General features: G+C 70.4%; 25 protein-coding genes. 13 read left to right on the forward strand and 12 right to left on the reverse strand.

What is annotated here, in order from left to right:
* The first annotated feature begins 2 nt into the window (after positions 1–2).
* The 4 genes from FHS23_RS08150 to FHS23_RS08165 all read left to right on the forward strand — a co-directional run bounded on the left by FHS23_RS08150 (position 3) and on the right by FHS23_RS08165 (position 5,830).
* Positions 3–1,175: an exonuclease SbcCD subunit D C-terminal domain-containing protein gene (locus tag FHS23_RS08150; RefSeq protein ID WP_183650204.1), complete on the forward strand. Its 1,173-nt coding sequence runs from the start codon at positions 3–5 to the stop codon at positions 1,173–1,175.
* On the forward strand, positions 1,172–4,195 hold the full coding sequence (locus FHS23_RS08155) for an AAA family ATPase (protein ID WP_183650207.1): 3,024 nt from the start codon (positions 1,172–1,174) through the stop codon (positions 4,193–4,195). The genes FHS23_RS08150 and FHS23_RS08155 overlap by 4 nt, the downstream gene beginning before the upstream one ends.
* Before the next feature lie 51 nt (positions 4,196–4,246).
* The gene (locus FHS23_RS08160) at positions 4,247–4,906 is read left to right on the forward strand and encodes a hypothetical protein (protein ID WP_183650210.1); all 660 of its coding nucleotides are present in this window, start codon (positions 4,247–4,249) and stop codon (positions 4,904–4,906) included.
* A 156-nt stretch (positions 4,907–5,062) separates the two neighbouring features.
* Positions 5,063–5,830 carry a hypothetical protein gene (locus tag FHS23_RS08165; protein ID WP_183650215.1) on the forward strand — a complete coding sequence of 256 codons (768 nt, stop codon included), beginning with the start codon at positions 5,063–5,065 and terminating at the stop codon, positions 5,828–5,830.
* A 93-nt stretch (positions 5,831–5,923) separates the two neighbouring features.
* Here the strand turns inward: FHS23_RS08165 and FHS23_RS08170 are convergent, their stop codons facing one another.
* Together FHS23_RS08170 and FHS23_RS08175 are read right to left on the reverse strand one after the other, a co-directional pair.
* Complete coding sequence (locus FHS23_RS08170) at positions 5,924–6,427, reverse strand: methylated-DNA--[protein]-cysteine S-methyltransferase (RefSeq protein WP_183650218.1); 504 nt, start codon at positions 6,425–6,427, stop codon at positions 5,924–5,926.
* A complete protein-coding gene (locus FHS23_RS08175) occupies positions 6,424–8,082 on the reverse strand; it encodes a DNA-3-methyladenine glycosylase 2 family protein (protein WP_221218986.1) in 1,659 nt (552 codons plus the stop codon). Before FHS23_RS08175 ends, FHS23_RS08170 begins: the two co-directional genes overlap by 4 nt.
* A 114-nt stretch (positions 8,083–8,196) precedes the next feature.
* Between FHS23_RS08175 and ychF the strand changes: the two genes are divergently transcribed.
* From ychF to FHS23_RS08190, 3 genes are all read left to right on the forward strand, one after another.
* Positions 8,197–9,279, forward strand: coding sequence for a redox-regulated ATPase YchF (ychF, locus tag FHS23_RS08180; protein WP_183650221.1), 1,083 nt, complete (start codon positions 8,197–8,199; stop codon positions 9,277–9,279).
* 327 nt (positions 9,280–9,606) lie between these two features.
* The gene (locus FHS23_RS08185) at positions 9,607–10,068 is read left to right on the forward strand and encodes a hypothetical protein (protein WP_183650224.1); all 462 of its coding nucleotides are present in this window, start codon (positions 9,607–9,609) and stop codon (positions 10,066–10,068) included.
* Entirely contained in the window at positions 10,065–10,700 is a 636-nt protein-coding gene (locus FHS23_RS08190) for a DUF3558 domain-containing protein (RefSeq protein WP_183650227.1), read from the forward strand. Before FHS23_RS08185 ends, FHS23_RS08190 begins: the two co-directional genes overlap by 4 nt.
* A 326-nt stretch (positions 10,701–11,026) precedes the next feature.
* Here the strand turns inward: FHS23_RS08190 and FHS23_RS08195 are convergent, their stop codons facing one another.
* The gene (locus FHS23_RS08195) at positions 11,027–11,827 is read right to left on the reverse strand and encodes a helix-turn-helix domain-containing protein (protein ID WP_183650230.1); all 801 of its coding nucleotides are present in this window, start codon (positions 11,825–11,827) and stop codon (positions 11,027–11,029) included.
* Positions 11,828–11,911: 84 nt separating this feature from the next.
* On the opposite strand from FHS23_RS08195, the gene FHS23_RS08200 reads away from it, so the two are divergent.
* On the forward strand, positions 11,912–12,712 hold the full coding sequence (locus tag FHS23_RS08200; RefSeq protein WP_343053723.1) for a sulfite exporter TauE/SafE family protein: 801 nt from the start codon (positions 11,912–11,914) through the stop codon (positions 12,710–12,712).
* Positions 12,713–12,908: 196 nt separating this feature from the next.
* Here the strand turns inward: FHS23_RS08200 and FHS23_RS08205 are convergent, their stop codons facing one another.
* A complete protein-coding gene (locus FHS23_RS08205) occupies positions 12,909–13,580 on the reverse strand; it encodes a TetR/AcrR family transcriptional regulator (RefSeq protein ID WP_183650232.1) in 672 nt (223 codons plus the stop codon).
* A gap of 30 nt (positions 13,581–13,610) precedes the next feature.
* On the opposite strand from FHS23_RS08205, the gene FHS23_RS08210 reads away from it, so the two are divergent.
* Together FHS23_RS08210 and FHS23_RS08215 are read left to right on the forward strand one after the other, a co-directional pair.
* On the forward strand, positions 13,611–15,179 hold the full coding sequence (locus FHS23_RS08210) for an MFS transporter (protein WP_183650236.1): 1,569 nt from the start codon (positions 13,611–13,613) through the stop codon (positions 15,177–15,179).
* Between the two features lie 212 nt (positions 15,180–15,391).
* Positions 15,392–15,955 (forward strand): dihydrofolate reductase family protein, encoded by a 564-nt coding sequence (locus FHS23_RS08215; RefSeq protein WP_183650239.1) that lies wholly within the window; start codon positions 15,392–15,394, stop codon positions 15,953–15,955.
* Positions 15,956–16,023: 68 nt separating this feature from the next.
* On the opposite strand, the gene FHS23_RS08220 is transcribed toward FHS23_RS08215, so the two are convergent.
* Positions 16,024–16,950, reverse strand: coding sequence for a dihydrodipicolinate synthase family protein (locus FHS23_RS08220; protein WP_343053724.1), 927 nt, complete (start codon positions 16,948–16,950; stop codon positions 16,024–16,026).
* Positions 16,947–17,072 (reverse strand): hypothetical protein, encoded by a 126-nt coding sequence (locus FHS23_RS23530; RefSeq protein ID WP_281372364.1) that lies wholly within the window; start codon positions 17,070–17,072, stop codon positions 16,947–16,949. Before FHS23_RS23530 ends, FHS23_RS08220 begins: the two co-directional genes overlap by 4 nt.
* A 149-nt stretch (positions 17,073–17,221) precedes the next feature.
* Between FHS23_RS23530 and FHS23_RS08225 the strand changes: the two genes are divergently transcribed.
* The gene (locus FHS23_RS08225) at positions 17,222–18,088 is read left to right on the forward strand and encodes a GyrI-like domain-containing protein (protein ID WP_183650245.1); all 867 of its coding nucleotides are present in this window, start codon (positions 17,222–17,224) and stop codon (positions 18,086–18,088) included.
* 15 nt (positions 18,089–18,103) lie between these two features.
* Here the strand turns inward: FHS23_RS08225 and FHS23_RS08230 are convergent, their stop codons facing one another.
* The 6 genes from FHS23_RS08230 to FHS23_RS08255 all read right to left on the reverse strand — a co-directional run bounded on the left by FHS23_RS08230 (position 18,104) and on the right by FHS23_RS08255 (position 23,052).
* Positions 18,104–18,715 (reverse strand): DNA alkylation repair protein, encoded by a 612-nt coding sequence (locus tag FHS23_RS08230; RefSeq protein ID WP_183650249.1) that lies wholly within the window; start codon positions 18,713–18,715, stop codon positions 18,104–18,106.
* Positions 18,716–18,908: 193 nt separating this feature from the next.
* A complete protein-coding gene (locus FHS23_RS08235) occupies positions 18,909–19,292 on the reverse strand; it encodes an SRPBCC family protein (protein ID WP_183650251.1) in 384 nt (127 codons plus the stop codon).
* Positions 19,289–20,056 (reverse strand): TetR/AcrR family transcriptional regulator, encoded by a 768-nt coding sequence (locus FHS23_RS08240; RefSeq protein ID WP_183650254.1) that lies wholly within the window; start codon positions 20,054–20,056, stop codon positions 19,289–19,291. The genes FHS23_RS08235 and FHS23_RS08240 overlap by 4 nt, the downstream gene beginning before the upstream one ends.
* 49 nt (positions 20,057–20,105) lie before the next feature.
* Entirely contained in the window at positions 20,106–20,882 is a 777-nt protein-coding gene (locus FHS23_RS08245; RefSeq protein WP_183650257.1) for an SDR family NAD(P)-dependent oxidoreductase, read from the reverse strand.
* A 195-nt stretch (positions 20,883–21,077) separates the two neighbouring features.
* Positions 21,078–21,971 carry an SMP-30/gluconolactonase/LRE family protein gene (locus FHS23_RS08250; protein ID WP_183650260.1) on the reverse strand — a complete coding sequence of 298 codons (894 nt, stop codon included), beginning with the start codon at positions 21,969–21,971 and terminating at the stop codon, positions 21,078–21,080.
* Positions 21,972–22,062: 91 nt separating this feature from the next.
* Positions 22,063–23,052 (reverse strand): LLM class flavin-dependent oxidoreductase, encoded by a 990-nt coding sequence (locus FHS23_RS08255; RefSeq protein WP_183650263.1) that lies wholly within the window; start codon positions 23,050–23,052, stop codon positions 22,063–22,065.
* Between the two features lie 289 nt (positions 23,053–23,341).
* On the opposite strand from FHS23_RS08255, the gene FHS23_RS08260 reads away from it, so the two are divergent.
* Both FHS23_RS08260 and FHS23_RS08265 read left to right on the forward strand, forming a co-directional pair.
* Positions 23,342–24,013 (forward strand): TetR/AcrR family transcriptional regulator, encoded by a 672-nt coding sequence (locus FHS23_RS08260; RefSeq protein WP_183650294.1) that lies wholly within the window; start codon positions 23,342–23,344, stop codon positions 24,011–24,013.
* 53 nt (positions 24,014–24,066) lie between these two features.
* Entirely contained in the window at positions 24,067–24,447 is a 381-nt protein-coding gene (locus tag FHS23_RS08265) for a nuclear transport factor 2 family protein (RefSeq protein ID WP_183650297.1), read from the forward strand.
* Positions 24,448–24,656: the final 209 nt, after the last annotated feature.

A 24,656-nucleotide genomic window follows, 5' to 3' on the forward strand; every position in this document is an offset into this window, starting at 1 on the left:
GCGTGCGAATGCTCCATACCTCCGACTGGCACGTGGGCCGGACCTTCCACGGTGCGGACCTGCTCACCGAGCAGGCGGCCGCTCTCGACCACCTCGCGGGGCTGGTTCGTGACGAGGCGGTCGACGTGGTTCTGGTCGCGGGCGACATCTACGACCGTGCGGTGCCGTCCGCAGAGGCGGTGCGCGTCGCGACGACGGGTATGCGGCGGATCCGGGAGGCCGGCGCGGAGCTCGTGCTGACGTCGGGCAACCACGACTCCGCCGCCCGGCTCGGCGCGTTCGCCGAGTTCGCCGCGGCAGGCGGGTTGCACCTTCGCACGACCGTGGCCGGCATCGCCGAGCCGATCGTGTTCGACGGCGGCGAAGCGTCCGGCGCTCCCGTGGCGGTGTACGGAATCCCGTACCTGGAGCCGGAGACCGCGCGGCACGCGCTCGGCATCGACGACAGGGGCCACACCGCGGTACTGACGGAGGCGATGCGCCGCGTGCGGGAGGACCTCGTGGCCAGGGCGGAGGGGACGCGCTCGATCGTGCTCGCGCACGCGTTCGTCACCGGCGCTGCGGCGTGCGACTCCGAGCGGACGATCGCCGTCGGCGGTGTCGAGCAGGTTCCCGGGTCGGTGTTCGACGGCGTGGACTACGTGGCGCTGGGACACCTGCACGGACCGCAGGTGCTGGACGAGCACGTCCGCTACTCGGGCAGCCCGCTCGCGTACTCCTTCTCCGAGATGTCGCAACGGAAATCGGTCTTCCTGTTCGACGTGGACGAACGCGGCGTCGGGGAGGTGCGACGCCGTGAACTGCCGGTGCCGCGGCCGTTGGCGACGATGCGCGGCGAACTCGAGGAACTGCTCGCGGCGCCCGAGCACGCGCCGCACGTCGACAGTTTCGTGTCGGCGACGTTGACCGATCGGGTCCGGCCCGTCGACGCGATGCGCAGGCTCAGGGAGCGATTCCCGTACGCGGTGCACCTGGACTGGGAGCCGGAGGGCGCGGAGACGACCGTGCTGCGGTACGCGGAGGCGGTGCGCGGCCGGTCGGACACCGAGATCGCGCGGGGTTTCCTCGAGGACTGCCGGAACGCACCGCCGAACGACCGGGAGGAGACGTTGCTCGTGGCGGCCCTGGAGGCGGCGGGCAAACACGACCCGGGCCAGGACGGTGAGCAGCGATGAGACTGCACCGGCTGGAGGTGTCGGCGTTCGGGCCGTACGCGGGCCGTGAGGTCGTCGACTTCGACACCCTCGGCGCCGACGGGCTCTTCCTGCTGCACGGCGACACGGGCGCGGGCAAGACGACGTTGCTGGACGCCGTGGCGTTCGCGCTGTTCGGCAAGGTCCCCGGCGCGCGGGCGGAGGCGAAGCGGTTCCGCTGCGACGTGGCCGACCGCGGAACGCCGACCGAGGTCACGCTGGAGCTGACGGTGCAGGGGCATCGATTCCGGATCGTGCGCAACCCCGAGTACGAACGGCCGAAGCTGCGCGGCGACGGCACGACGAAACAGCAGGCGAAGGCATCGCTGACGTGGCTGGGCGGTCCGCCGAGCGGGCAGCCGCCGGAAGGCGTCACACGTGTCGACGAGGTCGCGCGCACCGTGGAGCGGTTGCTCGGCATGACCGGTGATCAGTTCTTCCAGGTGGTGCTGCTCCCGCAGGGCGAGTTCGCGCGTTTCCTGCGGGCCGAGACGAAGGACCGCGAGGAGCTGCTGGAGAAGCTGTTCGGCACGCAGCGGTTCTTCGACGCCGAGAAGTGGTTCAGCGAGCGCAGGCAGCAGAAGCGGCGGGAACTGAACGAGCACAGGCAGTCCGTGCGAGAGTGGCTGGCGCGGATCGGCCAGGTCGCCCGGGAGGAACCGCCCGAGGACGGCGCCGCCGACTGGGTGGCCGACGTGCGGAACCGCACCTCCGAGGCGGTCGCCGAGGCGAAGGCGGCGGCCGACGCGTCCGCCACGGCACGCGAACGTGCGGCGGCCGAGCTCGACGAGCGGCGCACCGAGGCCGACCGGGTACGCCGGGTGCGCCACGCCCACGAGAGCCTGGCCGAGCTGGCGAAGGAAGCCGACCTGCGAGCCGAGTGGAAGACCGAACTCACCGCTGCGCGGCGGGCGTCGGCGGTGACCGGCCTCGCGGCGGAGGCGGATCGGCAGCGCGAGCGGCTGGACGGGGCGGTCGAAGGGGACCGGAGGGCGTGGGAGACGCTGGTCGCCCGCGGGCGTGCCGACGGCCGCGTGGGCTCGGAGCTCGACGGCGGCGAACTCGGCGGTGAGCCCGACGTGGCGACGCTGCGCACCCGCGCGGGCGAGGTGCGCGAAGAGGCGGGCACGTTGGCCGGGCTCGTCGAGGAGGCCGAGCAGCAGCACCGCGACCGCAACCGGTTGCGGGAGCTGGTGGAGACCTCGGAGCACGCGACCGCGCAGGCGGCGGCGCTGGGCGAGAAGCTGGCCGGGCTGCCGGAACGCACGCGGCAGCTGCGGTCCGAACTGGACGCCGCGGCCGAGGCGACGGTACGCCTCGACGCGGTCCGGACGCGCGAGACCGAACTGGCCCGCGTGCTCGGCGAGGCGGAGCGTGTTCCGACGTTGGAACAGGACGCCGCCCGCGCCCGTGAGGCGGAGCGGGCGGCGGTCGACGCGCACCAGTCGGCGCGCGAGGAGCTGCTCGACCTGCGGGCGCGGCGGCTCGCCGGAATGGCGGGCGAACTCGCGGGCGAGCTGCGGGAGGGCGAAGCCTGCGCCGTGTGCGGTTCCGAGGACCACCCCGCTCCGGCGGCGAACCGCGACGGCGTGGGCGAGGCGGAGGAACGCGCCGCCACCGAGGCCGAACAGGCCGCGGAGCAGCGCAGGAGCCGCGCGGCGGCCGCACGGCACGAGGCCGACACGGCGCTCGCGGCCGTCGTCGAACGTCTCGGGGACCGGACGGCCGACCAGCTGCGCTCCGAAGTGGACGAGGTCCGTGCCGAGCTGGCCACGCTGACCGAGGCGGCGGGCCGCAAGGACCGGCTCGAGCAGCTCGTGCGCGCCGGTGAGGCCGAGTACGAGGACCTCACCGCCCAGCGGACGTCGGCCGAGCGGGAGGCGGCCGCGGCGGAGGAGCAGCGGCGCGCACTCGCCGACCGGGTGGAGCAGCGACAGCGGCGCCTCGAGGAGGCGGCGGGCGGGTTCGCCGACGTCGCGGCGCGACGCGCACACCTGACGGAACTGTCGGGCGCGCTCGACGGGCTGGCCGATGCCAGGGCCGAGCTGCGCGAGGCCCGCGCGCGCGTCGACGAGCACGCGGAGGCCGCCGCGGAGGCCGCCCGGACGGCCGGGTTCGCCGACGTCGACGAGGCGCGCGCCGCGGCCCGTGACCAGGAGCGGATCGCCGAGCTCGAGCAGTCGCTCGCCGACGCCGAGCAGGCCGAGGCCACGGCCCGTGCCGTACTGGCCGAACCGGAGCTGTTCGGCGTCGAGCCCGACCGGGTCGTCGACGTGGAATCGGCCCGGCAAGCGGTCGAGCGGGCGCGACAGCAGGCGGAACAGGACGCGGCGACCCTGCAGGAACACACGCGGCGCGCCCGTGACCTCGACACGCTCGCGGGTGAGCTGGACGCCGTGCTGCGTCGACTCGCGCCCGCCGAGGAGGAGTTCGCCGAGCTGGACGCGCTCACGGAGGTCGTGAACGGCCGTGGGCAGAACGCCCGCCGCATGTCGCTGCGGTCCTATGTGCTCGCGGCGCGGCTCGAAGAGGTGGCGGTCGCGGCCACGGCGCGGCTGCGGTCGATGAGCCACGGCCGGTACTCGTTCGTCCACTCCGACGCGCCCGGAAGCCACGGCAAGAGCGGCGGACTGGGCCTCGACGTGCTCGACGACTACTCCGGGATGGTGCGCTCGGCGAAGACGCTGTCGGGCGGCGAGTCGTTCCTGGCGTCGCTGTCGCTCGCGCTCGGACTGGCGGACGTCGTGGCCGCCGAGACCGGCGGTGCGCTGCTGGACACGTTGTTCGTCGACGAGGGCTTCGGCACGCTGGACGGCGAAACCCTGGACGTGGTCATGGACGTGCTCGACGAGCTCCGCGCGGGCGGACGTGTCGTCGGGCTGGTGTCGCACGTCGAGGAGCTGCGCCAGCGCATCCCGACACGGTTGCGGGTGCGTAAAGCCCGCACCGGTTCGAGCGTGCGGATCGAAGGCGGTCTCGACGGTGACATCGGCGTCGCCTGACGCCCGCCACTTTACTGGGGTATCAGGCCGGAGTGCGTAGCCTTGCGCGCAATGACTTCTGACGGCACCGAACAAGCTACCGGGATCGTCGGCGGCGATCAGGACAAGACGAGGGAGGAGACCCAGCCGCCGGAATCTTCTCCCCACCCCGGCATTCCCATGGAGGGCACGGTTCCCTCAGAGGGCGCTGATCCCGCGGAGGGCACGGTTCCCGCGGAGGACGCGCGCCCGGAGGAGGGCACTATTCCCGCGGAGAGCGCCGCCGCTGTGGGGGCCGGCGCGTCGCGGGCTGGTTCCTCGGGCTCGGGCCTCGGCGTGCTCGGTGGCATCGCCGTGGTGAGTTCCGGGCTCGGGTTGAGCTCGCTCATCGGCAATCCGCTGAGCGACATGTTGCGCGCCCGGCAGGAGATCGTCGGCCAGATCGAGGCCGGCACCGGCGGCGGTGACCAGATCGAGGCGTTCTACGGCGCTCCATGGCACACCACCGCGCTGGTCAACGGGATTATCGCGCTGGTCGCCGTGGTCATCGGGGCCGTCGTGCTCTTCGCGCACGCGCGGCGTGCCGACAAGCAGCCCTGGGTCACGGCCGTGGCGGTGGGCGGTGTCGTCCTCGGACTGCTCGGCGTGTTGCTCGCGGGCGGCATGTATCTGGACCTGTTCGCCGCCCAGCCGGAGCTGCCCGCCGCGCCCCAACTCGGCGCAGGGGGCTGACCCCGTCACGGCACGCCGGAACGCCGTCCGGGTCGTCCCTTCTCCGATCCGAGGGGCCGATCTCGGGTCGGCGGTGGGGTGCCCGCGCGGGGTTGTGAGGGGCCACCAGCGACCGGGGACGTCCGGGCGCACCTACGACAGTTCGGAGGTTCCGATATGCGACCTCACCTGACATTGCTCGCCACTGTCGCCGCAGGCGCGGTCGTTCTCGCCGGTTGTGGCGGCGGGGAGACCGACAACGCCGGTGGCCAGGGCGGTCCGGCGAGCGGTTCGGCGTCGAGCTCGGCGAGCCCCGGCCCGTCGGGGTCGCAGCAGGGCGGTCAGGGCAACGCGCAGGCCAGTCCGGAGGGCGTCCGGTGGATGGACGGGTTCTGCGGGAGCCTGGCCGAGTTCTCGGCGTCGTCGCAGGACACGCCGAGGCCCCAGTCGCAGGACCCGGCCGCGCTGAAGAAGTCGATGACGACGATGCTCGGCGCGATCGACCAGGGTGCCGACAAGTTCCTGTCCGATCTGGACGCGATGGATTCGTCGCCCACGGAGGGCGGCGACCAGTTCCTCGCGACGGCCAAGGACTCGTACCGGAAACTCCGTTCGACGGCAGGCGAGGCGAAGGCGGAGCTCGACAAGGCGCCGAATTCGGACCAGGCCACGAAGCAGGCCGTGCAGTCGGCGAGCAGCAAGCTGCAGCAGGTGGACCTGCAGAAGCCGATCAAACAGTTGCAGTCGAACCCGCAGCTCTCCGGTGAGTTCCAGCAGGCTCCGGAGTGCCGGAAGCTGCTCCAGGCGGCACAACAGCAGCAGGGCGGTGGGCAGCAGCAACCGCCACAGCAGCAACCACAGCAGCAACCACAGCAGCAACCACAGCAGCAACCACAGCAGCAGCCGCAGCCGCAGCAGCCGCAGCCGCAGCAGCCGGGCAACTGAGGCGTAGCCAGCGGAGCCGGGTGCGTCGATTCGGGCGGGGTGACGACGCATGTCGCCCCGCCCGAACCCGTGTCGGGGCCGGCTCTGGGCCGGTCAGGCGGGGTGTTCGTGTGCGAGGAGCCGCCGTTTGACGTCGATGCCCCATCGGAAGCCGCCCATCGCGCCGCCGACGCGCAGCACGCGGTGGCAGGGCACGAACAGGGCGCAGGCGTTGCGCGCGCAGGCCGACGCGGCGGCGCGGACGGCGTCGGGGCGTCCGGCGAGCGCGGCCAGCTCCGTGTAGGTCACGGATTTCCCGGCGGGCACCGTGCGGAGGACGTCCCAGGTGTGACCGAGGAATTCCCCGGAGCGCTGGCGCACGACGATCGGGTCGACGGCGTCGAACTCGCCGCGGTGGTAGCGGTGGACGGCGGCCGTCACGTCGCCCAGGTCGCGTTTCTCGCGTAGGTCGGCGGGCCGCAGCGACAACGAGATCACGGGGATCAGTTCGTCCACATCGGAGGTCCAGCCGGAGGCGAGGACCGCGCCGTCGGCCGCGACGACGGCGGTGAACGGTCCGACCTGGGTGTCCTGTGTGGACCAGTTGGCGGTGGTCATGGGGTTCCTTCCTGAACGTCGGCAAGTGGTGTGCCGGTGCGTGCGGTGAGCCGGTCGGGGTTGCCGTCGTCGTTTCGGTGGCCGGAGTTCGAGGTGGCCGGCTCGTACGTGGCCGCCGCCCAGAGGTGCATGCCCGCGTAGGACCGCCACGGCCTCCAGGCGAGCGCACGATCCGCCAGTGATTCCGGGTTGATACCGATCGCGGCGGCGCCGTTGCGCAGCGCGAGGTCGCCGTTGAGTAGCACGTCCGGCCTGCCGAGTGCGCGCATGACGACGTAGTCGGCTGTCCACGGGCCTATCCCCGGCAGTGCGAGCAGGTCCTCGCGCAGCTCGTCGGGGTCGCGGCCGGTGTGGACGGCGAGGTCGCCGGACGCCAGGGCTTCGGCGGCGGTGCGGATCGCCTCGATGCGACTGCGGGGTCCGCGCAGGACGTCGGCGGCGTGGTCGGCCACGGCGGATGCGGTGGGGAACAGCCGTGCGGGTTGCCGGCCCGCGGCGCCCGGCGGGCCTGCCGACGGGGAGGCGTCGACCGGTTCGGTGCCGGGGAGGGGTTCGCCAAGTTCGGCGACGAGGCGGCTCGTGGTGGTGCGTGCGGCGGCGACCGACACCTGTTGGCCGAGCATCGTGCGCAGTACGAGTTCGGGCCCGTCGACGGCGCCGGGGACGCGGATGCCGGGGCGGGCGGTGACCAGCGGTGTCAGCGTCGCGTCGTGGCGGAGGGCGTCGTCGACGGCGACCGGGTCGGCGTCGAGGTCGAGCAGCCTGCGTACTCGGCTGACGGCTCCGGCGAGGTCGCGGACGTCGGTGAGCCGGAGTTCGCACCGCACGTGCGCGGCGTGGTCGGCCGCCGCCGCGGAGGTGGGCGTCACGCTCATTCGGCCGGGTCCGTGGGGCAGGCGCAGGGTGCGTGTGTATCGCGTGGGGGTTGTCGTCTCGACGCCGGTGAGCGCACGGGCGGTGAGGAATGCCAGCAGCCCGTCGCCGTCGAACGGCGGCCGTAGCGGCAGGCGCAGCGTCAGCCCCGTGCCGGGTACCGGTTCGGACGAGGCCGGGTCGTCGACGCGCCGGGAGGTCGCGCGGGTGCGCAGGTCGGAGGGGGTCATCGCGAACACCGAGCGGATCGTGTCGTTGAACTGCCGCACGCTCGCGAAGCCCGCGGCGAAGGCGACGTCGGTGAGCGGCATCGCGGAGCGTTCGATCAGCAGCCGGGCGGCGTGTGCGCGGTGGGCCCGGGCGAGGGCGAGCGGGCCTGCGCCGAGTTCAGCCGTGAGTACTCGGCCGAGCTGGCGTTCCGAGTAGCCGAGCCGCTGTGCCAGCCCGGGTACGCCGTCGCGTTCGACGGTGCCCTCGGCGATGAGCCGCATGGCGCGGGCGGCGAGGTCGGCGCGGACGTTCCAGTCCGGTGAGCCGGGCACGGCGTCGGGCAGGCAGCGGCGGCAGGCGCGGAAGCCGCGGGCCTGAGCAGCGGCGGCGGTGGGGAAGAAGTCGACGTTGCCGCGTTTGGGGGTGATCGCGGGGCACGAGGGGCGGCAGTAGATGCCGGTGGTGCGCACGCCGGTGATGAACCGGCCGTCGAACCGGGCGTCGCGCGAGCGCACGGCCGCGTAGCAGCGGTCGGTGTCGAGCCAGATGCCGGTGGTGGCCGTCTCGGTCATGCCGTCGATACTGCCACCAGGTCAACGCTGTGACTCGCGGAAATCGGACACCACGGCCGGGATGGCGGCACGGGATCGTGAGGGGCGTGTCGGCGGCACGTACACTTGCGACCCGTGAGTTTGACCCTCGGCATCGTAGGCCTGCCCAACGTCGGCAAGTCGACCCTGTTCAACGCCCTGACGCGCAACGACGTGCTCGCGGCGAACTACCCGTTCGCGACGATCGAGCCCAACGTCGGTGTCGTCCCGCTGCCCGATTCGCGCCTGGACAAGCTGGCCGAGATGTTCAGCTCGGCCAAGACGGTCCCGGCGACGGTGTCGTTCGTCGACATCGCGGGCATCGTCAAGGGCGCCTCCGAGGGTGCGGGTCTCGGCAACAAGTTCCTCGCCAACATCCGCGAGGCCAACGCGATCTGCCAGGTCATCCGTGTGTTCGACGACCCGGACGTCACGCACGTCGACGGTACGATCGACCCGTTGTCGGACATCGAGACGATCAACACCGAGCTCATCCTCGCCGACCTGCAGACGTTGGAGAAGGCGCTGACGCGGATGGAGAAGGAGGCGCGCACCAAGAAGGAGGCGCGCCCGGCCTTCGAGAACGCGAAGAAGGCCAAGGAGATCCTCGACTCCGGTCGCACGCTGTTCGCGGCGCAGAAGGAGGTCGACTTCGAGCTGCTGCGCGAGCTGAGCCTGCTGACGACGAAGCCGTTCCTCTACGTGTTCAACGCCGACGAGGGTGTGCTCGCCGACGAGGCGAAGCGTGCCGAGCTGGCCGAGCTGGTCGCACCCGCCGACGCCGTGTTCCTCGACGCGAAGGTCGAGGCGGAGCTGCTCGAGCTGGACGACGAGGAGGCTGTGCAGGAACTGCTCGAGTCTGTCGGTCAGGAGGAGCCGGGTCTGAACGCGTTGGCCCGCGCCGGGTTCCACACGCTGGGCCTGCAGACCTACCTCACGGCGGGCCCGAAGGAGGCGCGCGCCTGGACCGTCCCGCAGGGCGCCACCGCGCCGCAGGCGGCGGGCGTCATCCACACGGACTTCGAACGCGGCTTCATCAAGGCCGAGATCATCTCCTACGACGACCTGGTGGCCGCAGGTTCGATGGCGGACGCGCGCTCCGCGGGCAAGGTCCGCATGGAGGGCAAGGACTACGTCATGCACGACGGCGACGTGGTCGAATTCCGCTTCAACGTGTAGCGCCGAATCTCGGGGCTGTGCCCCGCTGGTCAGGTGTGTCAAACGTCCAGGTCAAGCCCTGGAAGGTATCTGTGACATGCCCGGGGATGGCAAAGGGTGTTCCCTGCTGTGCACGAACGCGTGCTGATTTGGTGCTGACTATTCAGGCCGATTGGGGGTGCCCTAGACGTTGGGCGGGCCTATGTCCATCTCGTGATATGCCTCGCCTACGGCTGCAGCGGGACGCGTGCTGTTGTGTGATCCGCACCGAAACGGCACCCGAGGAGTCAGCGACCCGTTACGCTAAGCTGCCGCACGGCTGCACTGTGACGGGGGAGTTAAAGGCGCATGGCAGACGACATAGGCAAGGCGGCGACCGGCGACAGTTTCTGGGACCAGGCGGCCTTCGCGGTCAAGGGTGCCAAGGGCACCGCGACCCAAGACGGCTGGGCGATGGGCGCCGTGACCTCCGGTGCGATCGCCGGGGGCTTCACGATGGACCCGGAGACTGCTGAGGGCATGGTTCGTAAGGCGAACTGGATCGCCGACCAGATGCAGCATCAGGCAGAGGCCGCCGAGAAACTAACTGGCGCCAGGCCACCGGCAGAAGACCCGGGAAGCCTGCACTTCCAGGGCGTAGCGAAAGCGATGTTCCAACTCGGCTCTGACAACATAAGGGCCCAGTGGAAGCAATACCGCGACATCGCCGAGAAACTCCAGCGTGCCCTTGATGTGTATAACGAGACCGATGAGCAGGCAGGCAAGGACGTGAAGAAGTCCGGGGGCGACGGAGGAGGACTCTTCAATTGAAGCGTGCACTTGCCACGCTGGCGGTCGGTTCGCTGGCGGTGCTGGCTTCCGCGTGTTCGAGCGAGGACGGACAGGCCGAACCGCAGGACTCCCCTGCTCCTTCGGTGTCGTCGTCGGCACCCGCTAGCAGCCAGGCAACCTCAGACCTGCCGCACAGCGGAGCGCCTGCCGTAGACAACCCGCTACCGGAATCGACCCTTTCCGGCGACCCGTGTAACGCTCTGACGCCGGAGCAGGTCAAGACCGCGCTTGGCGAGGAGGCGTCACAAGGCGAACGTGACGACCGCGAGGAGTTGGGCAAAGCGTGCCGGTGGTCCAACATCTCGGCTCATTCGTCATTCATCGTCGGCTTTCAGACTGAGACCGAGGGCCTTAGCTCGACGTACGCGAATGCAAAACCGCAGGTGGAGGCCTTCACCGAGGTAGCGCCTGTAGAGGGGTACCCGGCCGTGACGTATAAAACAGGCGCCGAGGACCCGATGTGCACAGCCGTGGTGGGTGTTGCGAACGAGTACGCCGTATCGGTCACCGGCACCTTGGGGACGGACGCGGAGCGCGAGGGCAAGGACCCGTGCGGGCCGGTCCAGCAGGTTGCTGGATGGGTTGTGAGCGGTCTGAAGGCGAACTCCTAGGCCGGCGCCGGGGCTGAAAGGCCCCGGCCGCCACAGGTTCCCCCGACGTCGCCTACTTCTTCGGCGCGTAGGCGGGCACGAGGCCCTCAACGCCCTTCGGCGCCCAGAACTCGTAGGCCTCCTGCCCGGTAATAGCCCGGTAGGTCGCGCCGTAATACAAACGGTGGCCGATGTCCTCGGGCGTGTACGGTCCTTTCGTGCGGTACGCCATAGGTTGGCAACGGCGGGATGCCAGGGTGCTGCCGGAATACGCCACGGTTGCCAGCAACGTTCCACGGCCTTCAACGTCTGGACCAGCACCCGACACGGTTGTCGCCGCTACCCCTTCACAGACCGGTGTCGGGTGTCGGTGGTGGGCCGCTGCCGGCTCGTGAGACAAAGCGTGACGGTGGCGCGCCGAATGCGCGTGTGAATGCTGCGGTGAACGCCGCGGGTGAGGCGTAGCCGAGTCGGGCAGCGACGTCGGTGACGGTCGAGGCGGGCAGTTGCCGTAGGCCGGCGAGAAGACGGGCGCGGGCGCGCCACGCGGCGGGACTGCTGCCGGTCCGAGCGCGGAAGTGGCGGTCGAACGTCCGCGGGCTCTGCTTCGCGGCTTGTGCCCAGGTCTCGTTGGTCACGGCCAGGCCGGGGGAAGCGAGGTAGTCGCGGCACAGCGAGCGGAACGGCTCGTCGCGGGGCAATGAGATCGCCAGTGCCGTCGGAGTGAGGCGGCGCAGCTCGTGCAGCGCCAGGTCGATGACGGCGCCGTCCCGGCCTGCGACGTCGTAGTCCGGAGAGAACTCGTTCGCTGCGCGCAGAAGCTCTCGCAGCAGGGGCCCGATCTCGGCGACCATGCATTGGTTCGGCCACCACGGCACGGCATCCGGCTCGATGTACATGCTCCATGTCGTCACCCCGTCCATCAGCACCTCGTGCGCGACGCCCGGTGGGATGAGGACAGCGCGGTCGGTGGGGACCGTCCACGATCCGTCGTCCGTCTCGACCTGCATCACTCCGCTTGCTCCGTACAGCAGCTGTGCCCGGCGATGCGTGTGCCGGGGCAGTCGGTGCGCAGGCGGGTAGTCCGTCCCGATCGGGAGGACGTCGATCGGCAGGTGATCGACATCGTCGAGGCAGATGTTGTGCACGACACCACTCTAGCGGCGAGAACGCGAAACTAGTCGATCAACAATCGATTGCTTGCCTTTATCGGCCCGCGGTCGGATGGGAGCGTGTCAATACTGGTGCTGTTCTTCGTAGGCTCGGCGGTCGGAGTGACGACGGTCCTGTTCGGATTCGGGGGAGGCTTCGTCACCGTCCCGATCATCCTGTTCGTCGACGCAGCGCGGGGGCCGGACGCGTTGCGCATCGCGATCGCGACGTCGGCGCTTGTCATGCTCGTCAACGCGGTCGTCGCGACCTCGGCGACGAGGCGGAGTATCCTCGCCCATCTCCGCCGGCGACGGTCGCTGTTCGCTCTGCTCGCTCTCGGCGGAGCGGTAGGCGGGGTCGGGGCGCTGTTCGTGCCGGACGTCGTCCCGCGCTGGGGGTTCGTGGCCTACATCGGTATCACCGTCGTCGACCTGCTGCTCCGTCCGGGATTCCTGCCCCGGAGTGGGGTGACTCGACGGCCGAAGAAGGCACCCGACGGTCGTCCGCTAACTGACGGCTGGGGCATACCGATCGGCGGAGTCGCGTCGTTCCTCGGTGTCGGCGGGAGCGTGATGACCGTCCCCATGATGCGCCGGTCCGGAATGGACATGAGCCTGGCGACTTCGCTCGCGAACCCGTTGACCGTTGCGATAGCGGTACCGGCGATGCTCGTGGCTTCGGTGTTCGGGAGCTCAGTCGCCTCGTCCCCTGGGCTGGTCGGGACGGTCGACGTCGTCTCAGCGCTTGCCCTGCTCGCCGGCGCGATTCCGGTCATCGTTCTGCTGCGACGGCGGCCGCCGAGGATCCCGGATGCGGTACACAGCTGGGCATACCTCGCGTTGCTCGTAGTAGCCGCGACGGCCGTGGCTGTGACGGGATGAGCTGTAACAGGCCCCGGATACGCAGGACGTGGCCCAGTGTGGAGAGTCCGCTTCAACGTGTGGTTGGGCGCTGCGAGTGCGCAGTGTCCACAATGTACTCGTGGGCCGAGGTCTTCCGTGGTGTCGGCGCGATTCTGTAGTCGAAAGAGGGACTGCGTCGCTCAGCTGGTGCAGCGAATACGTCGCAGGGCTTCGGTCATCGATGATGCCGGTGGTGAGCCGTGCTCGACTCCTTGGACTCCTCCGTTGCGCGGCTGTGCGCGACGAGTGCCTCGTAGTCGATCGCCGCTCCGCGCAGCAGGGTCTCGATCGCGTGCTCCGCCTCGGTGTCGCTGATGTGGCGGTCGGCGAACAGGGCGAGGTAGTGCACGAGCGCGCCGACCATGTCGAGGAATATCTCGCGATCGGTGTCGGCACGCAGATCGCCGCGGGCGATGGCGCGATCGATGGTGTGGCCGACGGCCCGGCGCGCCGGCTCGATCAGCGTGTCCAGGTACTGCGCGCGCAGCTCGGACGTCGTCGCGCACTCGGCGAGTAGTGCACTCAGTACATCCGGCCGGATCAGGCGATACGTGACGAGGAACAACCTGAAGCTCTCGTCGAGATCGCACAGCGTGCACCCGGTGTCGGGCGACGCGGGCGCCTCGAGGCGCGACCTGATCGCGGCCAGGGCGAGGTGCACACGCCCCGGCCAGCGCCGGTAGATCGCCGGGCGTGACGTTCCCGCTCTCCGTGCGACCGCGTCGAGGCTCAGTTCCCGATAGTCGGACTCGTCCAGGAGCTCGAGCGTCGCCGCGAGGATCGCCTGGTCCAGCTGCGGGTCGCGGGGACGTCCCGAAGGCGTCGCATTCGATGAGGGGGTGGACATGGCAGTAGCCTACCTCTAACGTTACGTTACATGATGGAACGCAATGCCGAGCTTGCGGCTCCTCGTGCGACGGCACGCGCGTGGTGGGGTCTCGCTCTGCTGGTCGCCCCGATGCTGACCCTCTCGAGTGATCTCACGGCACTCTTCTTCACCGTCCCGACGCTCGTCGAGGACCTGGGCGCCTCCGCGACGGAGTCGCTCTGGATCGTCCACGCCTACGGGTTTCTGATCGCCGGATTCCTGATCACGATGGGGCGTGTCGCCGACCGCGTCGGCGCCCGTCGGCTGCTTCTGTGCGGAGCCTCGGCGTTCGCCGTACTGTCCGTCTTCGCGGCCTTCGCCTGGACGCCCGGCGTGCTCGTCCTCGTGCGGGCTCTCCTCGGCGTAGCCGGTGCGACCCTCATGCCCTCGCTGTTCTCCCTGCTGCGGGAGATGTTCCGCGACGACGATCAGCGCCGATTCGCCATCGCCATCATGTTCAGCTCCTTCACGATCGGCGGTGCGATCGGACCCTTGCTCGGCGGCGCGCTGGTGGAGGCGTTCTGGTGGGGCGCGATCTTCCTGATCAACGTTCCGCCGATGGCCGTGCTCGTCGTGCTCGGCATGCTCGTGTTGCCGGAACGGCGTGAATCCCGCGCAAGTCGGATCGACGCGAGTAGTGTGGCACTCTCGATCACCGGGATGCTGGCCGTGGTCTACGGACTGCAAGAGATCGCTGCCGGGGCCGAGGGCGAAACCGCGTCACTGCCACCCGGGGTCTCGGTCCTCCTCGTCGTCGCCGGAATGGCGATGCTCGCGCTGTTCGTGCGTCGGCAGCGTCGGCTCGCTGATCCGCTGTTCGATCTGGTGTTGCTGAAGAATCGCCGCGTCGCGGCCTCCCTGTTGACGTTGTTGCTGACCGGGATCGGCTCGGTGGGGGTGTTCTTCCTCTTCACCCAGCATCTGCAGTGGGTGGGAGGGTTCACTCCGCTGGTCGCCGGTGTTCTGACGCTGCCGTACATCGCGGCCGACATTCTGGGTGCGCTCGTCGCCCCCGCACTGGCTCGCCGTTGGCGGTCGTCGAGCATCATCGTCAGCGGCCTGCTGATCGTCGCGCTCGGCTCTGTCCTCACCGCCCTCGCGGTGGTCGACGGGAGGATTCCCCTGCTCGTCCTCGCCGTATCGGTCATCGGACTCGGTCACGGCGCTGCGATGGCGCTCGTGAGCGATGCGATCATCTCGAGTGCGCCGGAACATCGCGTCGGATCCGCCGCCGCGGCACAGGAGGTCGGGGGAGAGCTCGGTTCCGCGCTCGGCATCGCGGTCGGCGGGACGACGGGAGTTCTCGTCTTCCGGGCATCGCTCGACCGGATGCTCCCAGTCGAGACGCCGGCCGACATCGCCGGTGCGCTGCGAGCCAGCGTCCATGAGGCGTTCGACGCGGTGCACGGGAACGCGGGTGACTCCGCGCCGCTCGTCGAGACCGTCCGAGCGGCGACGGGGAACGGGCTCGTGGCGTACGCCCTGCTCGCGGCCGTGCTCGTCGCAGCGTCCGCGGGCATCACGGCCTCCGCGTTCGCCGCGCGGAGAGTGCCGGCCCCGGTAGCGGATTCACGGTAGCGCCTGCGCATCGACGAGTCCGTGACGCGACGTCGGGGTACCGTCCCGCCGCCGGCGTGGCATCCAAAGCATCTCCTCGACAGCGGCCGTGGCTCCGCCGAGGTCGCCGGCCAGGACCTCGACAGTGCAGGCTGTTGCGGGCCGAGTGCCGCACGTCTACGTTCGGCGTGAACCGGTTGCGTCCCGCAATCGGCGGGGGAGGGTGATGACACGTGGGAACACTGAGTTACACCGCGACCGTGTCGCTCGACGGTTATGCCGCAGACGCGAGCGGTGATTTCGACTGGTCGGCTCCGAGCGGCGAGGTTTTCGAGTTCCATGTGGACCGTATGGCCGCGGTGTCCACCGAAGTGCTGGGGCGCAACACGTATCTGTTGATGCGGTACTGGGAGTCTCCGCCGGAGGACGACTCCTGGAGTACGGCCGAGCACGAGTTCGCCCGGCGGTGGCGCGACATCGAGCACGTGGTGGCGTCCTCGACCTTGACCCGCGCCGACCTCGCTTCCGACCGGGTCCGACTCGTGCCCGAGCTGGGTCTCACCGATCTGGAGAAGATCGTGGCCGACGCCGCCGGCGAGGTCGAGATCTTCGGGCCGACAACGGCGAGCGCGGCCATCCGTGCCGGCATGGTGCGGGACTTCCGGTTCTTCGTCGTTCCCCGGGTGGTCGGCGGGGGACTCCGCGCACTACCCGACGACGCCCGACTCGACCTGCACCTGGTCGAGCATCGCATCTTCGGCAACGGCACGGCATATCTGCGGTACCGGCCACGCTGAGTCGAGTGGGCCGCCGCTCGACCAGGGATACGGCGAGCTCCACTCCGCAGCGACATGCTCGCCCGGATTTACCGGCCGAGGCCGAGTTCGTCGACAACCTTGCGCACCGCGGCCCGTTGCGGGTCGGTGAGACCCTGGAGCGGCAGCGGCAGGCATCGATGCGGGGCCAGGCCGAGGTGCTCGGCGATCGCGGCGACCACGCGCAGACTGCCTCCGAACTCCGCGAACAGGTTCCACAGTGGACCGAGCCGCGCGGACTCGGCCACGGCGTCAGCGGCGCGTCCCTCCCGCGCGGCACGGGTGATCGCCAGTGCGGGCGAGGGCAGCGTGCCGCCGACGACCGAATACCACGCGTCGCACCCCGCGTTGAGTCCGGTCGCCGCGAACCCGTCGCCGGAGACGCCGATCGTGACGTGTTCGCCCGTGGCGGCCCGGATCGCTGTGACGTGGTCGCGGGCTTGCGCCGGATCCGCGGGCACTCCGGGAATCTTGATCGACGCGATGCCCGGGAGCTGCGCGATGCGGGCGTAGAGCTCCATGGTGAACGTGAACCGCGTCGTGCCCGGGTTGTCGTAGACGACGACCGGCAGCTCGGTGCGGTCCGTGACCGTGCGGAAGAGCTCGAACACGTCGTCGTCGGTCAGCGGCTGGTACGTCATCGGAGCGAGCAGGACTCCGGCGGCGCCGGCGGCTTCCGCATCGTCGACGTGCGCGAGGACGTGCGACGTCCGCAGACCGCCGACGCCGACGAACACCGGTACGCCCTCCGCGTGCTCGACGGCCAGTCGGGACACCCGGGCACGTTCGGCGCGGCTCAGGTAGGCGTAGGACCCGGTCGAGCCGAGCGCGGTGATCGAATCGACACCGGCGTCGGCGAGCCGCGTAACCAGTCCGGCGAACGCCGCCTGGTCGACGGCGTCGTCCCGCAGGGGCGTGAGAGGGAACGCGCTCAGTCCGGTGAAAGCGTGGGGTCCGGTACGTCGAGGGTCGGTCACACGTTCTCCTTCGTCGTGGCACCGTTCGGCCGGACCAGGTTGGTGTTCGTGATTCCGCCGCAGCCCCAGCCGGTGACGTCGGCGCCGGTCGCCTCGGCGATCGGTTCCTCGTGCGTGCGCACGCGAGCAGGGTGCACGGGCGCGGTGGCGCGTTGCAACACCGTGTCGGCCCGCGCCGGATGCGTCGCGCGTGGACGCGATCGTATCGGGCAGGAAAGATCGGGCGGGCAGTAGCCGAGCGTCGCAAGAATCGGTCGCGAAGGGAGCAGCCGTGATCGACATTCTCAATCGGCTCGTCGCGACCGTGGACGAGAGCCTCGGCGAGGAGCTGGACGTCGCCGCGTTCGCGGGCCGCGCCGGTACTACCGAGTACCACCTGCGCCGCATGTTCTCGTCCCTGGCGGGAATGCCGCTGTCGGAGTACGTCCGGCGGCGGCGCATGACGGTGGCCGCGGCCGACGTGGTCGGCGGTGAGGATCTGCTGACGATCGCCGTCCGCTACGGATACGGGTCGACGGAGGCATTCGGGAGAGCGTTCCGCTCCGTGCACGGCGTCGGACCGGCCGACGTTCGCCGCGACGGCGGCCCCCTTCGCAGTCAATCGCAACTCAGGTTCCGCCTGACCGTCGAAGGGAGTGCGCCCATGGACGCACGCATCGTCGAACACCCCGGTTTCCGTCTCGTCGGACACGCCGCGCGCGTACCGCTGATCCACGAGGGCGTGAATCCGCATATCCAAGCTCACATCGAGGCACTGCCTCCCACCGAGCACGACCGGCTCAAGCAGCTGAGCAACACCGAACCGGCCGGGCTGCTTCAGGTGAGCGCCGACCTCGACCCGGACTACACCGAGGGCAGCGAGCTGACCTATCTGCACGGGGTCGCCGTCGACGGCGGCACGGCGGTCCCGGGCGACCTCGACGCCATGGAGGTGAACGCCGGGCACTGGGCCGTCTTCCGCACGTCGGGGGAGCATCCGAAGGCGCTGCAGGACGGGTTCGCCGCGACCGCGACCGAGTGGTTCCCGGCGAATCCGTGGCGGCTCCGTCCCGGCCCGTCGATCGTGTCGGTGCTCGACCGCGCCGAGGACTTCAGTACCGCCACGTGCGAGATCTGGATGCCCGTCGAACGCGACTGACCCGGTCGACGCTGCTCAGCCGGCGCTGGGCGGCACGCGTCGTGCAGCGTGCTTGCGGTAGGTCCGGACCGCCGACCGAACGTGCGGGTGCTCGTCGTCGTCGAGGGAGTCGGCGACGACGAGCCCCCGCTCGACGTCTGCGGAGGAGCCCTTCTTGACGAACCAGAGCGGTGCGGTGATGGCCGACCGTCGGCGCAGGGGATCGGCCGAGCGCGCGAGTTCGTCGAGAATCGCTCCGTCGACGGCCCCGGTCAGAATCGGCCGGCCCAGGACCCGGGGCGCCGCGCGATCCACCATGTCCCACGCGGTGATGGCGTCGTGGCGGGCGAGGTAGGTCTGCGCGAGGGTGGCGCGTTCCTCGTCGGAGAGCACTCGGCGGCTTCGGAAGTCGAGGATGCAGAACGCCGCCATGCGGGATTCGTAGGCCGCGTGTGTGACCAGCGCGTCGAACTCGACCGCCGGTACATCCGTGGCCGCCTTGGCGATGTCGAACAAGGTGCCCATCCGTACGCCGATCACCGGCTCGTCCCCGGCGACCCGAGCTCGGATCTTCGCCTCTTCGGTGGGATCGGCATTGTCGCGGAGGGCGGCGACCACTTCGGCGGCGGTGGTGAGTGTCGTTCCCACACCGCCGATCGTAGGGAACGCGCGCTCTCGTGGCGACGCTCGATGTCCCAGCGCAGTCCATTGCCGATCGCCTCACCGGCCGCGAGCGTGGCGTGCATGCGGCCCGGTCCGAGCAGGAACCACTCCACGAGCCCGCGTGTACGGGCCACGGCCGGCAGGGCGTGCCCGATGCGCGGCAACCGGGCGCCACGCGCTACTCGCCGCGATAGGTCGTCCAGTGTTCGTTGTCGGGAACGACGTGCCGCAGGGTGAGCGTCGTGCCCTCGTCGGCGGGCGTGAGATCCACCTCGACGGAGCTGACGTCTCCGCCGTACTCCCACGTGATCCGCAGTGCGTGGGGAGGTTCGCATCGTCCGATGGTGCCTTCCGTCCCACTGCCGGTGAGCTTGTAGCGGCCGCCTTCGACGAGGTCGCCCTCGACGGGTTCGAACCAGCGCGCCAGCCGCTCCGGGTCGGTACACGCGTGCCAGAGGTCGTCGGCGGTGGTGGCGAAGGTCTGTTCCAGTGCGACCGTGTGCTCGCCGTCGCCGTGTGCGATGCGGCGGAGTACGGCGTTGATCTGCTGTGCGACGTTCATGTGCTGTCTCCCGGTTGCTCGTCGTCGGGTGCCGCCGAGAGTGTCCGTTTCGGTGACGCCGTCCCGTGACGGGAGTCCTGAGTGATACCCGGTGGTAGTGCACTCGAGGACGCGGAGCCGAGAGCGCGCGGCTCCTTCGGCGCCGCCGGCCACCACGACGGCAACTGGGCGGCGATGGTCCGTGCCGTTCCGTCGAGGTCGTCGCCGTCACCGTCGCCGTGGACGAAGTGGGCGAACGAGGCGGTCACCCCGGCGGCGAGGTAGGCGGCGGCCTCCCCGCCGCGGCCGGGCACGTCGATGCCCGCGTCGCAGAGCGCGTCCACAGCCTGCTGCGCGCGTTCCCGCATCGCCCTCCGCAGCACGGACTCGAAGCCGTGCGGACCGTTCTCGGAGAACAGCGCCCGGTAGACGGCGCGGTGCTCGCGCAGTTCCGCGAGCTGATCCACGAGCGCGGCCGCATACAACCGGGCGAGCCGCTCGGGTGATCCGGCCTCGGCGATGGCGGTGCCGGATACCGCGGCGAGCGAGTCGACGAGTTCGGCGAACGCGTCCGCGACGGCGTCGGACAGTGAACTCCAGTGGCCGTAGAAGGTCACGCGGTGCACCTCGGCCAGGCGGCAGACCGCCGAGACGGTGAGCCGGTCGAGGTCGCTGTCGACCGCGGCCTCGCGGATCGCCGCCAGGATCCGCTCGCGCGTGCGCAGGGCACGCGGTTCGGACAGATCGGCGGCCGCGCGGCCGGACCGGGGCGCGGAGGAGCTCACAGGACCATCCTGTCACCGACGTCCCGCTCGCCTCCGCACCCGAACGGCGTCAGCGGACCGACGCCTGGCCGCCGTCCACGGGCAACAGCTGTCCCGTGATGAACCGCGAGGACTCCGAGGCGAGGAACACCATGACGGGGCCGAGGTCCTTGTCGGGGTCGCCGTACGCGTGGCCGAGCGCGATCGTGGCCTCGTTCTGCCAGTAGTTCGCGGTCCGGCCCGCCTCGTCGAGTCGGGCGAGGGCGGCGTCGTACATCGGTGTGGCGATCGCGGGGAGGATCGCGTTGACCCGAATGCCGTCCCCGCCCCACGCGGCCGCGGCCGTGCGGGTCCACGAGTGCACGGCGCCCTTCGACGCCGAGTACGCGGGCGCGACGGCCTCGGGTCGCAGGCCCGAGATCGAGCCGAAGTTGATGATCGAGCCGCGCCCGGCGTGCGTCATGAGGCGGTGGGCGGCCTGGTTCGTCAGCATCGTGCCGCGCACGTTGACGGCGAACATCGCGTCCCAGTCCTCGGTGGTGACGTTCGTGGCGTCGCCGGAGCGCTGGATCGCGGCGGGGTGGGCGAGCACGTCGAGGCCGCCGAGCTTGCCGGCGGCCCGGTCGAAGGCGGTGTTGACGTTGTCGGCGTCGGAGACGTCGACGTCCAGGAACTCGGCGGTGCCGGGCCCGGCCTCGGCCGCGGCGGCGGCGACCTCGCGCCCTGCCTGCTCGTTGACGTCCATGCTCACGACATGGGCGCCGGCAGCGGTGTAGTTGCGTACGGTCGCGGCGCCCATCCCGCTAGCGCCGCCCGTGACGATGATGCGGTAGCCGGTCAGATCCATGATCTCCCTCGTCGGCGGTCTCGGCGGTGGTGGCGGTACGAACCGCCACCACCGTCAAGACTACACCTGTAAATTAGAGGTGGATCGGAGTTCTGACCTGCAACATCGTGCTCCTGCCATGTCGGTGATCGCAGGCGAGTGGGTCGTGGAGGCGTGCCTACACGGCGGTACCGGCGCGTAGGCACGGTGCTCCACTCAGGGGGTTCCGGCGTGAGCGGCGTCGACCCGCACGGAGCGCAGTACCGCTTCGCGGGCCGACGTGCGCGCGTCCTCGTGGAAGTCAGGGGCGGTGCACAGGTACAGCGTGCGACCGTCGGCGCCTCCGAGCATGCACGCGAACACGCCGGTGCCCGGGTGGATCTCGTCGACGATCTCGCCGCCCTCCCGCACCCTGATGGCACGGTTCCCGGTCGCGTCGGCGACCCACAACGAACCGTCGGCGTCCAGGCAGCACCCGTCCGCCGCGACGACCACCTGCGGGAGCGCCTTCTCGATCTCCGTTTCGGTGGGCAGTTCGCCGAACGACGCCCACGTGCGCCTGCCGGTGAGCTTGCCGTCGGCCGCGATGTCGAACGCCGTGACGCGATTGCCGAACGTCTCGCACACCAGCAACGTGCCGTCGTCGGTGATGACGCTGCCGTTGGGGAACAGCATCTCCTCGGCCACCGTCGTGACCGTGCCGTCGGGATCGACCCGCAGCAGGTTCGTCGGACGTGCCGGGGCGCCGCCCATGAGGTCGAACCCGAAGTCACCGACGAACGCGCGGCCCTGGTCGTCGACCACGAGGTCGTTGAGGTGCCCGCCCACGTACGCGGACAGGTCGGCGTGGCAGACGAGCTCCCCGTTCGGCTCGCGCCGCAGCAGGCGGGCGTCGCGCATCGACACGACGAGCAGCCGTCCGTCCGGCAGCCAGCCGAGGCCGGACGGTTGCTGCGGCACCTCGGCCTCGACACGCAGGTCGCTGCCGTCCTCGGCCGCGGAGTAGACGCGGTGGGTGTAGAAGTCGGACACCCAGACGCGGCCGTCGTGCCAGCGCGGGCCCTCCAAAAACGACAGATCGCTCAGCACGGTCGTGACGTCGTGGTTCATGGTTCCTCCGGTTGCGGGCCCGTGGCCCGGGGTGGTCGCTGTTCGAGGTGTCGTCGTCCGGTGGGGCACGATGTCCGACGGGCGGGCGCCGTCACCCGCGGGCGGCGTCGAGGAAACGTTCCAATTCGGACTCCGGTGCGGGGCCGCACGGCTGAAAGACGATCTCGGTGACACCGCCCGCGTGAAGATCGCCGAGTTTCGCCCGGATCTCGTCGCGGGTACCGCTCAACGTCACGTCGCGGAGGGTGCTGTGGCCGCCCGCGTCCCATGCCGCCCGGTCGGCGGCGTTGAGCTCCACGCAGTGTCCCGAGTGGATGGACAGGTGCCGCTCGGTCTCGGGCGAGGCCGTCACCACGTCCAGCCATTCGTCGCCGCCCGGCAGGGCCCGCACCGCGTCCGGTCCGCCGAACTCGTAGGCGCCGTGCAGCGACAGCGCCCAGCCGGGGCCACCCGCGAGCCGCGCGTGTTCCGAGTCGGGGCGTTCGTCCTCGTCCAGCACTGTTCCCCAGGCCAGGTAGGCGCTGTGGGCGTAGTCGCTCGTGAACTCCGGCACCTGCAGTGTCGCGAACAGCCCGTCGCCCAGCTCGGTGGCGACTTTGTTGCCCTTCGGGCCGAGCGCCCCCACCAGGACCGGAACGTCGACCGGCCGTGCGGGGGCATGCCCGTCAGGATGCAGCATCCGCATCCGCGAGCCCTCCCACTCGACGACCTCGCCGCGGAGCAGTCCGCGATACGCGCGGAGGTAGGCGTCCATGAACGACCAGGGAACGGCCCGGTACCCCATCGCGCGACGGCCGGTGAAGCCCGTGCCGAACGCCACCGTCACTCTGCCGGGTGCGAGGGCCGCCAACGTGGCGGTCGCGGACGCGTTGACCATCGGGTGGCGCAGGCTCGGTACGAGCACGCCCGGGCCGATGCCGATCCGCTCCGTGCGTTCGGCGGCGAGAGCCAGCGTCATCCAGACGTCCGGGCTCTGCTGCGGCGTGTCGTACACCCACGCCCTGTCGTAGCCGAGCCGTTCAGCCAGCGCGATGTGGTCGGGCGAACTGAGCGCGGTCGGAAAAGCGCAGGACACCTCCATCGGTGCCTCCCTCGGCGTCGTTGCCTCCGGATACCGGCCGGTGAATCGGCGCTCGATGCCGAGCAATCGGTACCGACCGGTCGGTGTCGAACATCGGTTGCCGAACGGTCGGTGTCGAGAGGCCTACGGTTACCGGATACTGAGCGCTCATTTACCAGCCGTCCTGATGCTACTGTGAACCACGTCATAGCCGCAAGCTTGCGCCGGATTCCGACCTGACGAGCCCCGTGGGGAATCGGTCCGGTGGGCGCGGTCGGTCCGTGGCTGCAACCCGGTGGAAGGGGGCGACATGGCGCGAAGCGCAGCAGACAGCTCGGCCGGCACGGATGCCGAGTCGGCGCGGTTCTGGGGCCTCGAACGCAGTGAGCAGTCCCGCCGGCTGCTGACGTCGGGCGTGCGCTGCTTCGCCGTGAGCGGTTTCCACGCCACGACGACGCGCGACATCACCTCCGCCGTCGGGCTCTCACCGGGCGGGCTGTACGTCCACTTCGCGTCGAAGGAGCAGCTGCTCTTCGAGATCATCCGCACTGGGCACGTGCGTTCGCTCGACACGTTGCGCAGCGCCGAGGTGGGTGCGGACGCGCAGGCCCGGCTGCGGGAGCTCGTCCGAAGGTTCGTCGTCTGGCACGCCGAGCACCACGTCGTCGGCCGGGTCAGCCAGTACGAACTCGGCGCCCTCTCGCCACAACACCACGAGGAGATCCTCGAACTGCGCCGGTTCACGACCAGCGTGTTCCAGGACGCCGTACGGCGGGGAATCGACGAGGGAACGTTCGCCGACGTCGACGTGCACCGTGTCGTCCGCGCCATCCTGTCGCTGGGGGTCGACCTCGTTCGCTGGTACCGGCCCGACGGTGACGATTCACCGCAGCAGCTCGGCGACTTCTACGCCGGCCTCACTCTGCGCATGGTCACGAGCGCCACCGAGTCGATGCCGCCCGCGGGGCTGGACACGGCGTGAATCGTCGGTGCCTGCGGCTACCGTGAATCGGCAAACCTGGGAACGGAGCGACCATGGCAGTGGCGATCACGGGGACCGACGCGTGCGGCAACTCGCCGAAGAACGTCTTCCTGGCACGGTTCGAGGAGCAGGTGGCGCTCGGCGACGTCGAGGCGCTGGCCGAGGTTCTCGCACCCGACTGCGTGCTCGAGATCGTGGCGGCCGACGGTGTGCGCACCGTCGAGGGGCGCGACGCGGTCGCCGCCGCACTGCCGGGGATCGTGCCGGACGGACTCACGGCCGCGCACGTCGAGGCCGCCGTGACACACGGCAAGGCCGCTGCGGCCTGGGGTTCGTGGACTCACCCCGGAGGGGCCGTGCAGTGGTCGCACGTGCTGTGGTTCCGCACGCTCAAGGCTCAGGATTTCGACCGCATCCGCGTCTTCGGAGCCTGACTCCTCCGACACCGCCCGACTCCTCCGACACCGCTGACTCCTCCGACACCGCTGACTCCTCCGACACCGCCTGTCATCTCCGGCGCCGCCGAAGCAGCCGGCAGTCGAGGCCCCGGCGTCATCCCCGCCCCCATCCTTCGTCGGTAGTAGCAAAGTAGGGACTTTCGGGCTTTCCGGACGTCTGGTCGGCCGATGCACCTAGGTTCGCG

This window comes from Prauserella isguenensis (assembly GCF_014191605.1).
GTDB classification, from domain to species: Bacteria; Actinomycetota; Actinomycetes; order Mycobacteriales; family Pseudonocardiaceae; genus Prauserella; species Prauserella isguenensis.